We start from the raw sequence: 11,142 nt of genomic DNA on the forward strand, positions 1-11,142 counted from the left end.
CGATGTCGGCGCCTCCCACGGTCATGGCGATCACCTTCGAGCCCTCGTTGGCGGCAGCCAGCTGAGCGGCGGCCTCAATGGCGTTCAGGTCGTAGGCGGACACGGTGTTCTTCGCCTTGGAGTAGTCGAGGCCCCCATCGGCGGCAACGACGATATCCTGGTCATCTGCAACGACTTTGCATGCAACGACTATTTTCATAATGCAATCCATTCTCCTTCGGAAACGAACAGCGATTTACTGCGACACGCCGGGGAGCGCGCCGCGCGAACAGCTTTCCAGCAGCACGGCGAGCGCCACGATGCTCGCAAGCGAGCAGTCGCCGAACAGAGCGCCCGCATTCCACGGCTGCGTGCATGCCGCGGCATGCACCGTGCAAGTCGGGCACCAGCGCGCTGCAAAGCGGTTCCACGATGCCAGCTCATGCAAGAGGCCCAATTCGACTCCCTTCTCACTCCATCGGACGGGGGCTGACCAGCACGGGCGGCCCCCGTCCATCGGGCCAGATCCTTCGACGCTTTACGCGAACTGCTTGAAGATGACTTTTCCGGCGTTCTTCACCATAATCTCGTCGGTGCCGGCGCCGATGCGGGAGATGCGCACGTCGCGCCACAGGCGGGACACGCGCGCCTCGTCGGTGTAGCCGATGCCGCCGTGCAGCTGCACGGCGTCGTCCACCACCTCGTTCGCCATCTGCGCGCAGAAGCGCTTGAGCACGGAGCTCGACAAGCGCAGCGAGTTGCCGTTGTCGGCATCCCAGGCCGCCTTCAGCACCATGTACTTCATGGCCTCCACCTTGGAGTACATGTCGACCAGCTTCTCCTGCACAAGCTGGTTGTACCCCACCGGCTTGCCGAACTGCACGCGCTGCGTGACGTACTTCGCCGCGTCCTCGTAGGCGCACCACGCCGTGCCCACCATGACGGCGGTGGCGTTCACGCGCTCCACCTCGAAGTTGTCCATGAGATGCATGAAGCCGTTGCCCTCGATGCCCACCATGTCGCTCTCGTCGAGCTCCACGTCATCGAAGTAGATCTCGCAATTGCTCACCATGTGCATGCCGATCTTGTGCAGCTTGTTGATGGTGATGCCCGGCTTTGACAGGTCCACCATCCACAGCGTGAACGCCTTGAGCGGGTTGTCCACCGGCTCGGACGTGCGCGACTGCACGAGCGCGTAGGGGGATTCCAGCGCACCGGTGATGAACGTCTTCTGGCCGTTGAGGTACACTTTGCCGTCGCGGCGCGTGTACGTGGTTTGCAGCGCAGCGCTGTCGGAACCGGCGCACGGCTCGGTGAACGCCATGCACATGCCCTGCTTGTTCTGCTGCACGGCCTCGCACACGCGCGCCAGCTGCTCGCGGTTGCCGAAGGACTGCAGGTCGTGGATGGCGAGCGCGCTCAAGCCCAGAAAGTTGATGGGCGCGCCCAGACGGTACAGCTCCATGTTGAACAACGTCTGAGTCATGTAGTCTACCGGCGTGCCCCCCAGCTCCTCGTCGACGCCCAAGAGGCCGAAGCCCGCTTCGTTGAACGCGGTGATAAACTCGGTGGGATAGCGGCCCTCGCGGTCGCACTCTTTGAAGTAAGCTTCGCTTCCATGCTGATCCATGAACTCGTGCACGCTCTCGAGCAGCAGTTCCTGCTCGTCGGTCAAGCTGAAATCGATCATGACGGTCTCTCTTTCTAGGATGATGGGTCGGGTTACTTGCGGTGCGGGATGGAATCGAGCTTGCCGATGACGCGCTGCTCGTACAGCGCGGCGATCTCCTGCTCGGAGTAGCCCAGCTCGGAAAGAACTTCGTCGTTGTCCATGCCCACATCGGGAGCAGGTCGCCAGCTCTTGACGGGGAAGTTCTTGAGCTTCGGCTGCGGAGCCAGGCCGCGTATCTCCTCGCCCGCGAAGTTCGTCCACGTCTCGAAGTCGCCGCGCAGGTTCATGTGCTCGTCGTTCTTGCAGTCCTCGTAGTCGTTGATGCGGGAGACGGGGATGTCCTTTTCGAGCAGGATGCGCTCGGCCTCCTCAGCGGTGTGCTCGGAGAAGAACTTGCTGAGCGCCGCCTCGTACACGTCGCCCGCCTCGGTGCCCAGGAACACGAGCGGCATGCCCTCGGGAAACATCTCGCTACCGTACTCCAGGCCGATGAGCGGAATGAGGCGCTTGAGACAGCTCTGGCTGCCGGCGCACAGGTACAGGTCCTTTCCGTCGGCGCATTCGTACGTGCCCACGCTTCCCACGTTGGCCGAATGCATGCCCTCGCGCGGGTACACCTTGCCGTCGGTCATATAGTCGGTGGCGTGGCAGGCGCAACGCAGCATGACCTCGTATTGGGCGATATCGACGCTGTCGCCCTTGCCCGTCTCCTTGGCCTTGTTGAGCGAGGCGAGTGCCGCATAGGCGGCGAACAGGCCCGTCATGTAATCGGACACGTACGGGATGAGCGCCGTGGGCTTGCGGTCGGGGAAGCCGTTCAGGATCATCGTGCCGGAATACGCCTGGGCGATGGGGTCGTACGAGCCGCGACGCACCTGCGAGGGCAGGCCCGTCTGACCGAAGCCGGACACGTGCACGATGACGAGCGCGGGGTTGTGCTCCCACAGCACCTCGTCGGTGATGCCCCAGCCGGCCCACTGGCCGCCCTTGGACGACTCGATGAGGACGTCGATGTCCTTGACAAGGCGGAACAGCACCTCGCGGCCCTTCTCGGACGGGATGTCGAGCGCGATCTCGCGCTGGTTGCGACGCTCCTGGTCGATGACGCGACTGCCCGCCCACCGCAGATAATCGGGGCCTTTGACGTTCTCGAGCCAGATGACATCGGCACCCATGTCGGCCATGAGCTGCGCCGGAAAAGGGCCGGCCAGCGACGAGGTGGCGTGGGCAACCTTGGCGCCCGATAGCGGGCCGAATGCGGGAAGATGAGGGTTCTGCAACATATGCACTCCTTTGACGGCCCGGAGCTTCACGCTCCGGGCATCGGTACGGTCTACGGACGGCGGCTAGCGCTTGTTGAACTCCGGTTTGCGCTTGTTCACGAACGCGTCCACGCCTTCGCGGAAGTCGGTGCTGTTCGTGAGGATGGCGTTTGCCATCCACTCCAAGCGCAGCTCGTCCTCCAAATCGCCCCAGCAGCACTGCGTCATGAACTGCTTCATCATCTTGAGGGCGTTCTTGGGTTTCGAGATGAGCTTCTGGCAGAGCTTGGCCGTTTCGGCCTCCAGCTCGTCGTTCGGCACCACCCAGTTGACGATGCCCACCTCAAGCGCCTGATCGGCTTTGATGCGGTCGGCCAGCATGATGTACTGTGTGGCCTTCTTCACGTTCACATGGCGCGTGAGCGCATAGGTTCCGCTCACGTCGGGGCAGATGGCGATGTTGGCGAACGGCTCCACGAACAAGGCGTCCTCGGAGCAGATGCAGAAGTCGGCCAGCAGCGCCACGCCGATGGCGCCGCCCGCGCACGCGCCGTGCACGCTGGCGATAACGGGCTTCCACGAGTTGCGGATCAAACGCGGCCACTCGCTGATCTCGCGCATGTCGAACGTCTCGGGCGCGACGGCGCCGGACTGCTGGTCATCGCCGATCTCCTTGAGCTTGTCCATGGCGCCGCCGCCGGAAAACGCCTTGCCCGCGCCGTTGATGACGATGACGCGGATGTCGTCGTCGTACTCCAGCTCGCGAAACGCCGCGTTGAACTCGGGGATCATGATGCCGCCGATGCCGTTGAGCTGCTGCGGGTAGTTGAACGTGATAGTGCCGACCTGGTCTTTCTTGGTGAGGATGATGCGTTCCATGCTGCTTTCCTTTCGTCGAGTTTGCTTTTATGAGTCCGGGGCTAGATCATGCCCAAAACCATCCAATACGGCACGCTGATCAGCAAGGCCGCCAAGTTCGCCACCATGAAGGCGACTGCACCGGTGGTGATGTCCTTCTGGACGACGTTCCCTCCGGTTAATCCCATTGCCGCGACGACTGTGGGGTTCTGGTAGTACAGCAAGAACACGATGCCGGACACCAGGATGACGAAGACGTACACGAAGGGGTCCACACCGCTCGAGGCGAACATGGCGGCGGCCAAAGCCGTGATCACCGTTGGCCCCACCATGGCGAAACGCAGCAGGTAGACCAAGATGACGAGCGCGGCCACGAACAGAAACGGGTTCGACATGAACGGAGCTAGCATGGGCGCCGTCAGGCTAGCGATCCAAGCCGCCACGCCAGTCGCCTGCAAGAGCCCGATCAATCCCAAGGTGGTGCCGATGAAGATGAGAATGGGCCAGTTGAGCTTCACCATGAAATCCTGCGTCGTGAACAGGTTGCCCACGGCCAGCAGCAACCACGCGCCCAGCGCGACGATGTACGCCGGAACGCCGATCTGATCGCCCATGAGGAACAGCGCGACAGCGCCCACCATAACCGCGAGCGAGAACCATTCTTTCTTGCTCATACGGCCCATCTGCGCAAGTTGCTCGTCAACTGCTCTCGTAATGGCGTCCGCGTCGATGTCGTCGACCGCATCTTCCTTCGACGAGCGGAAGTAGAACACGATGAACGCCGTGAGCAGCACGATCAGGGTGACGAGGTACACGGCAGACCCCCGTAACCATCCGACCCAACTGATCTCGTAGGGAATGAAAGCAAGAGCGGTTGCCACCGAGGCGTATCCGGTCAAGAAGCACGCTCCCACGGGAATCGTGAAGAACAGCACGATCAAGAAGAAGCTCGTACGCGCACGCCCATGAGGCTTGAATCCCAGCTGTCCAGCAATCTGCTCTCCCAGAGGCACGAGGATGGCCTGTTTGCCCACTGCTGCGGGAATCCATGGCGTGATCAACGCGGCAGCGGCTTCGAACGACAGCAGTTGCGCGAGACCAGTTTTCGGCGCGAGGCGAACGACGCGCAATGCGATGCGCTTGAGCAGCCCCGACGCGGCCAAGGCCGCTGCCAGGCCGAAGGCGCCAAGCATGAGCAGCACCGTCGGCGACCCCAGCTGCGAAAACACGATCGCGCCCGCATCGGGAACACCCGTTGCGATGCACAGCACGCACGCTATCAACGAGGTGATGTGCAGTGGCGTGAGTTCAAGCACGAGCATAACCACCCACCAGATGAAGATCGCCAAAAACCGCATGCCGCCAGGGTCGAGCCCCTCGAGCGGGGCGATGAACCACCCGAGCGCCACGCAGGCAAGCGACACGAGCGCGAAGATGACGAGCTTTATCGTTTTTCCCTTCATGACATCCCCTTTCCGGTCGGGCTAGCGACCCTTGAATTGAGGTGCGCGCTTCTCGACGAACGACGACGTACCTTCACGAAAATCGTCGGTGGCGAAGCAGATGGCCTGGGCGAATGCCTCAAGTTGGAACGACTCCTCCAAGTTGAGCGAGGCGGCGCGGTTCACGAGCTGCTTGATGAAGCGGATGGCAACCGTGGGCGACTTCGCCAGGCGTGCGGCTATCTCGAAGGCGCGCGCCTGCAACGCGTCGTCTTCCACCACCTCGTTCACGAAGCCCAGCTCGCATGCTTTTTCGGCCGGCACGCGCTCGCCAAGGAACATGAGCTGTTTGGCACGGTACGTGCCCAGGAGCTGCGTGAGGAAGTGCAGGGAGCCGCAGTCGGGCAGCACGCCCACGACGGTGGCGAACGTCTGCACGAAAAACGCGCTTTTCGACGCCACGATAAGGTCGCAGGCGAGCGCCATGCTGAACCCGGCGCCGGCCGCCGCGCCGTTCACGGCGCCCACGATGGGCTTTTCCATGTTGAGCATGAGCTTCGTCAGCCGCTGGCCGTTGTTCACGGGTACCAGGTCGTCCACCACGTTGCGCTCCGCACCTTCCGGGGCCTGGATGGCCTTGAGGTCGGCGCCGGCGCAGAAACCCCTGCCGGCTCCCGTCAGCACGAGCGCCTTCACCTCGGGGTCGGCCTTCGCGGCGAGGAGCGCCTCCTCGAGTTCCACGAGCAGCGCGTTCGTCACGGCGTTGCGCGCCTCGGGGCGGTTGAACGCGATGGTGCACACATTCTCCCGCACGTCCACGAGAATGTTCTCGTACGTTCGTTGGTCCGTCATGTCGCTTCCCTTCCTTGGTCGTCGGCTCGAATCACGGCGGATTCGAACTCCTTCTGCTTACGATTCTACGGGCCTTCATGCTTTTGACCTGGGAGGGAAAGCCGAGGCTGGAAAAGGGATTGCGCGGGGTGGGAAGAAATCTTTTCACCCCGAAGGAATTTCGTTCCCCCTGAAACGAACATCGACGCGACGCAGGAGCGCGACCGTGCGACGACGCGTCAACCCCGGCAAGATGGCGTATACTGACGGCGTTGCGCGGAATGATTCACCCCAAAGGAAAGGGTCACGATGGAAATCAACCACCTACGGGAATACATCGCGTTTTCCACGACGATGAGCTTCGCTCGAACGGCGAAAGAGCTCTTTCTTTCGGCACCCACCTTGCGCTCCCACATCAAGCTCATCGAAAGCGAGCTTGGGGTTCCCCTGCTGGCCAAACGCGACGACCGCATCGAATTCACCCCACGGGCGCCCAGTTCCTCTCCCATGCGCACAAGATCGTCGACGCGGCCGACACCGCGTTCGACGAATGCCGCGCGTTCGCCCGCGATTCCACATCGCTGCTCATACGCACGTACAACTATCCCCCGTTCGAGGACCTCATCGCCATGACGCGCGGCGCGTTTCTCCGAGAGCATCCCGGCAAGCATGTGGGTATCCGCTTCGTATCGAGCGTGCAGGCAAGCTTGGAGCTGGTGGCTGAAGGCAAGGTGGACATATCAGCGGCCGTGCGTCTCGTAGAAAACGACGAACTGGGCGCGCACGTCGCTGCGCCGACACCGCTTCCGGAGGGATACGAGCAGGTGTTTTATGGCAAAGAGCGCGGCGTGTGCTGGATCACCGAGAGCAATCCCCTGTTCGACAAAGATATCGTCTCGGCGCGCGACCTCGAAGGGTTCACGCTGCTGCTGCCCCATACGCCCGAAATGATGAACGCCGGCGCGACGATGCGCAGGAAGTTCGCCGACAAGGGCATTTCCATCAATGTTCGCAACACGCCGTTTGAAAGCTATGAGGAATACTTCTTCTCCGATATGACGCGTGGCTTCGGCATCGCATTGCATCGCGACACGACGAAGCACCATTACCATCCCGGCATGCGCGTGTTCGAGCTCGATGACCTTGCCATCCCCTGCAATCTCTACGTGATGTGCGACAAGGAGAATCTGGACGAATGCGGGCGCCTGTTCTGGCAGAACCTTATGGCTCGCATCGAGGATGCCCGACGTTCAAGCGATTAGAAGCGCCAACGGCTCATGGCCGCGCCGTCGGGCTTGCCGTTGCCGAGCGCGGGCAGCGCATCGACGAAGCAGATGCGACGCGGCACCTTGTAGCGCGTCATGGTGCGCTTGCAGAAGGCGATGAGGTCGGCTTCGGTGAGCCTCGCGCCCGGCGCACGCACGACGAGCGCCGCGGGCACCTCCCCGCGCTCTTCGTCGGGGATGCCCACCACATGCGCCTCGGCCACGTCGGGATGTGCGAGCAGCGCTTCGGCCACGTCGCGCGGATACACGTTGAAACCGCTCACAATGATGACTTCCTTCTTGCGTCCCGCAATCTGCAGCAGCCCGCATTCATCGAACGAGCCGAGATCGCCCGTGCGGAGCCACCCGTCCCGCAGCTGCTCGGCCGTGCGCTGCGGATCGTTCCAATACCCCTTCATCACGCTGGGCGAACGTACGACGATCTCGCCCACGGCGCCCGGCTCGTCGAGCACGCGCCCTGTGCGCACATCGACGAGCAGCACGTCGGTGTTCGCGAGGGGCACGCCCACCTTCCCCGCCACCGGACGTCCCACCGGCGACAGCGTCACCACGTTCACCGCCTCCGACAACCCGTAGGCCTCGGTGATGCGCGCATGGCTGAGCTCCTCGAAGCGTAGGATGGTATCGCGCGCCAAAGGGGCCGCGCCGGTAAGCACGATGCGCACCGACGACAGGTCGTAACGACGGCGCAGTTCCTCGTTGGCGATGTAGCGGTTGATGACGAGCGGCACGGTGGGCCACACCGTCGGACGAGAGCGCTCGATGGCGACCAGCACGTCTTCGAGCGACGGCTTGAGCGCATCCACGAGCACCACCGAGCCGCCCGCCATGAGCGGCGAGGTGACCGCGGTGGTGAAGCCGCTGCCATGCCCCATGGGCAGTGCCACGAGTGTGCGCGCGGGGAACGCGCCCAGGACGGGGACGAACGCCTGAGCCATGGCCGCGCTCGACGCGAGGTAGCCCCGGCTCGTATGACAGCAGCCCTTCATCACGCCGGTCGTGCCGCCCGTGTACTGGAGCACCTGCACGTCGTCGGGATCGAGGCGCACGACGGGCTCGGGCTGCGGCGGCAGCTCGTCGACGCGCAGAGAGGCGAGCAGCCGCACGCAAGGCGCAGCGGTTCCAAGCTCCTCGGCAAGATCGCGCAGCGACGGATAGGACCGCTCATCGGCGATCACCGCGCGCGGGCGACAATCTTCCAGCTTCGCCCGTAGGTCGCGTCGCTGCTCGAGAGGGTTCGCGCAGACCACGATGACCCCAAGCTTGAAGCACGCGTGGCACAGCAGCACGAGATCGGGAGCGTTCGCCATGCACAGCATGACGCGATGGCCACGGCCGCACCCGAGGCGCTGCAGCGCGGCGGCGAACCGGCGCGCACGTTCGTTGCACGCGCCATACGACAGCTCCTCGTCACGGTACACGAGGTAGGGCGCGTCGGGCTGCATCTGCGCGAGCTCGTTGAAGCGCTCTTTGAGCGTGAGGTCAGGCGCGGGAAACGCCGGGCGCTCCCGGCCGGCCAGCACCCGTTCCCATGCCGCGCGCTGCTTCGCCACGACACGCTCGCGCGCCTCCGCCTCCTCCGTCGCCGCTCCCGCTTCCGTCTCCATCGCCATGCCCGTCGCCATCGCCGCACCACCCCGCCCGGATCGCCCTTCCAACGCCTCGCATTGTAGGCCCGCATGCGCAAGCGGAGACGAAGGGAAGACGGTCGCGTTACTGGGATTTCGATCGGGGAGAAGAAAAAACCGCGCGGGGAAACGAATTTCCTTCCCCCGCACCCCCCCCCATACGCAAAAGCGCCCCGGGGATGCCGGGGCGCTTCAGGGGGTTGCGGCTTAGCCGAAGCGGTACTCCACGCCCATGGTGGGCTGGGGGTTCTCCCACTTCTTGACGATGGTGCCCTCGCAGGCGATGCGGCAGGTGCCGCACTCGAGGCAGCCCGCGTAGTCGAAGGACTTCTTTCCGTCCTCGTCGATCTTGTACAGGGCCGCCGGGCACACGCGCACGAGCTTGAGGAACTCCTCGGTGTCGGGGTCCTCCACCAGCTCGATGTGGGCGTTCTCCTCGTCCACCTCGTACTTGTCGAGCGCCAGGAACTCGTCGACGTTGACCGTGATCTCTCTCACCTTGCTCACAGCGACTTCACCGCCTTCCTCACTTCGCCGGCCAGCTTGAACAGGCCGCGCTGCTTCACGATGGGCATCATGCGCTTCATGAGCGGCTTCTGCGGCTCGCCGTCCACGCTGAACATGGCGTTGAAGATCTCCTTCACCATGACCGGGTAGTCGGTGAACATGCTCGACCAGCCCTCCATGGTGTGCGGCCACTTGCGGAACGTCGCGAGGTCCTTGATGACGAAGGAGTCCTCCATGGCCTGCTTGTAGGAGGCGAGGCCCGCGGCGCTCGTGTCGCCCGCGTCGAGCGCCTTCACGGCAGCTTGTCCCGCCATCTGGCCCGACGCCACCGCGAAGTCCATGCCGCGCACCTGGTAGCCCATGTTCATGCACAGCCCCGCCGACTCGCCCGCCACGAGGCAGCCGTCGAAGATGTACTGCGGCACCATGTCGTAGCCGCCCTCGGGCACCATGTGGCCCGAGTGCTCGACGAGCTTCGCGCCCTTGATGATGGGGGCCACGGCCGGATGGTTCTTGAAGTCCTCGAGCATCTGGTAGACCGGCACCTCGTTGGCGCCGTCGGCCGCGATGGAGATGGTGGCCACGAGGCCGAGCGAGATGGAGTCCTTGTTCGTGTACAGGAAGCCGCCGCCCACGTTGCCGTGCGTGCAGTCGCCCACGAACAGCATGGCCGCGCCCTCGCCCTCGGGCACCAGGAAGCGGTCCTCGATCTGGGAGGCGGGCAGCTCGAACACCTCCTTGATGCCGACGGCCATCTGGGAGGCCTTCGGGCGGGCGTTGCCCAGGCTGCGCTCGCACAGAAGCGTGTTCACGCCCTCGGCCACGATGACCACCTCGGCGGTGATCTCGTCCTCGCCGGCGCGCACGCCGACGACCTTGCCGCCCTCGTCCTTCAGAAGCTCCTCGACGGCGATGCCGCAGATGTACTCGGCGCCGGCGTCCTCGGCCTTCTCGGCCAGCCACTGGTCGAAGGGCGCGCGCAGGACGGAGTAGGAGTCCTTGCCCTCCTCGGCCAGCTCCGGGCTCGTGAAGTCGATGGCCATCTGGCTCGCGGGGTCCATGAACGCCATGCGCTCGTGGGTGATCTTGCGCTCGAGCGGGGCCTCCTGCTCGAAGTCGGGGAACACCTTCTTCAGGGAGTGCGAGTAGATGCGCCCTCCCGTCATGTTCTTGGCTCCGGCGAAGTTGCCGCGCTCGACGACGAGCACGCTCTTGCCGGCCGACGCTGCCGTGTAGGCCGCCACGGCGCCGGCGCAGCCGCTGCCCACGACGATGATGTCGAAATCAGCCATGTCCTATCCTTTCTTGCGTTTCCGTTTCCTAGTAGTGCCGAGGTGCACGCGTTCGAACCGCTGAGGCTGTCATCCCGAGCGCGCGAGGCGGTCGGGATGCGTTGAGTGCTACCGACGAGCTGGCGAAGGTCTCGTCGAGGAGAGGAGGGGATGCCGCGTCCACCCCGCCCGCAGCGCTCGGAATGACAGCCTTACCGGCTTCCCCGGGCTCGCGAGAGCCCGGGGAGCACGCCGTGTCCAGCTTACAGCGCAGCGGTCAGCGCCGGCAAGACATCCTTGACGTCGCCGATCAGGCCGTAGTCGCACTGCTTGAACACCGGGGCGTTCTTGTCCTTGTTGATAGCAAAAACCATGCCAGAACGGTTGCAGCCCACCATGTGCTGCA

10 protein-coding genes and 2 pseudogenes are annotated in these 11,142 nt (G+C 63.9%); 1 reads left to right on the top strand and 11 read right to left on the bottom strand.

The annotated features are described in order from the left end of the window. The 7 genes and pseudogenes from C1876_RS16985 to C1876_RS17015 all read right to left on the bottom strand — a co-directional run. Positions 1-199, bottom strand: a pseudogene (locus C1876_RS16985) (electron transfer flavoprotein); the annotation flags it as partial. Between the two features lie 36 nt (positions 200-235). Further along, positions 236-436: a hypothetical protein gene (locus C1876_RS16990; RefSeq protein ID WP_114547908.1), complete on the bottom strand. Its 201-nt coding sequence runs from the start codon at positions 434-436 to the stop codon at positions 236-238. Between the two features lie 81 nt (positions 437-517). Further along, positions 518-1,669, bottom strand: a complete 1,152-nt coding sequence (locus C1876_RS16995; protein WP_244910195.1) for an acyl-CoA dehydrogenase — start codon at positions 1,667-1,669, stop codon at positions 518-520. A 32-nt stretch (positions 1,670-1,701) separates the two neighbouring features. After that, positions 1,702-2,934, bottom strand: coding sequence for a CoA transferase (locus C1876_RS17000; RefSeq protein ID WP_114547909.1), 1,233 nt, complete (start codon positions 2,932-2,934; stop codon positions 1,702-1,704). Between the two features lie 63 nt (positions 2,935-2,997). Beyond that, positions 2,998-3,792: an enoyl-CoA hydratase/isomerase family protein gene (locus tag C1876_RS17005; RefSeq protein WP_114547910.1), complete on the bottom strand. Its 795-nt coding sequence runs from the start codon at positions 3,790-3,792 to the stop codon at positions 2,998-3,000. Positions 3,793-3,833: 41 nt separating this feature from the next. Then, entirely contained in the window at positions 3,834-5,234 is a 1,401-nt protein-coding gene (locus C1876_RS17010; RefSeq protein WP_114547911.1) for an SLC13 family permease, read from the bottom strand. 21 nt (positions 5,235-5,255) lie between these two features. Continuing rightward, positions 5,256-6,065: an enoyl-CoA hydratase/isomerase family protein gene (locus C1876_RS17015; protein WP_114547912.1), complete on the bottom strand. Its 810-nt coding sequence runs from the start codon at positions 6,063-6,065 to the stop codon at positions 5,256-5,258. Between the two features lie 260 nt (positions 6,066-6,325). Here C1876_RS17015 and C1876_RS18070 point away from each other — a divergent pair, with 260 nt between their 5' ends. Further along, the gene (locus C1876_RS18070; protein WP_244910196.1) at positions 6,326-7,306 is read left to right on the top strand and encodes a LysR family transcriptional regulator substrate-binding protein; all 981 of its coding nucleotides are present in this window, start codon (positions 6,326-6,328) and stop codon (positions 7,304-7,306) included. Here the strand turns inward: C1876_RS18070 and C1876_RS17030 are convergent. From C1876_RS17030 to C1876_RS18075, 4 genes and pseudogenes are all read right to left on the bottom strand, one after another. After that, positions 7,303-8,943: a class I adenylate-forming enzyme family protein gene (locus tag C1876_RS17030; protein ID WP_158544736.1), complete on the bottom strand. Its 1,641-nt coding sequence runs from the start codon at positions 8,941-8,943 to the stop codon at positions 7,303-7,305. The two genes, C1876_RS18070 and C1876_RS17030, sit on opposite strands and share 4 nt — an antisense overlap. A gap of 222 nt (positions 8,944-9,165) precedes the next feature. After that, entirely contained in the window at positions 9,166-9,465 is a 300-nt protein-coding gene (locus C1876_RS17035; protein WP_114547916.1) for a ferredoxin family protein, read from the bottom strand. Next, entirely contained in the window at positions 9,462-10,757 is a 1,296-nt protein-coding gene (locus C1876_RS17040; RefSeq protein WP_114547917.1) for an FAD-dependent oxidoreductase, read from the bottom strand. The genes C1876_RS17035 and C1876_RS17040 overlap by 4 nt, the downstream gene beginning before the upstream one ends. 242 nt (positions 10,758-10,999) lie before the next feature. Then, positions 11,000-11,142, bottom strand: a pseudogene (locus C1876_RS18075) (electron transfer flavoprotein subunit alpha/FixB family protein); the annotation flags it as partial.

The organism is Eggerthella sinensis (assembly GCF_003339815.1).
GTDB lineage: Bacteria > Actinomycetota > Coriobacteriia > Coriobacteriales > Eggerthellaceae > Eggerthella > Eggerthella sinensis.

Coding starts and splice junctions, on each gene's coding strand:
- C1876_RS16995 (WP_244910195.1), bottom strand. CDS start 1,669: ATGATCGATTTCAGCTTGACCGACGAGCAGGAACTGCTGCTCGAGAGC.
- C1876_RS17000 (WP_114547909.1), bottom strand. CDS start 2,934: ATGTTGCAGAACCCTCATCTTCCCGCATTCGGCCCGCTATCGGGCGCC.
- C1876_RS17005 (WP_114547910.1), bottom strand. CDS start 3,792: ATGGAACGCATCATCCTCACCAAGAAAGACCAGGTCGGCACTATCACG.
- C1876_RS17010 (WP_114547911.1), bottom strand. CDS start 5,234: ATGAAGGGAAAAACGATAAAGCTCGTCATCTTCGCGCTCGTGTCGCTT.
- C1876_RS17015 (WP_114547912.1), bottom strand. CDS start 6,065: ATGACGGACCAACGAACGTACGAGAACATTCTCGTGGACGTGCGGGAG.
- C1876_RS18070 (WP_244910196.1), top strand. CDS start 6,326: ATGATTCACCCCAAAGGAAAGGGTCACGATGGAAATCAACCACCTACG.
- C1876_RS17030 (WP_158544736.1), bottom strand. CDS start 8,943: ATGGCGATGGAGACGGAAGCGGGAGCGGCGACGGAGGAGGCGGAGGCG.
- C1876_RS17040 (WP_114547917.1), bottom strand. CDS start 10,757: ATGGCTGATTTCGACATCATCGTCGTGGGCAGCGGCTGCGCCGGCGCC.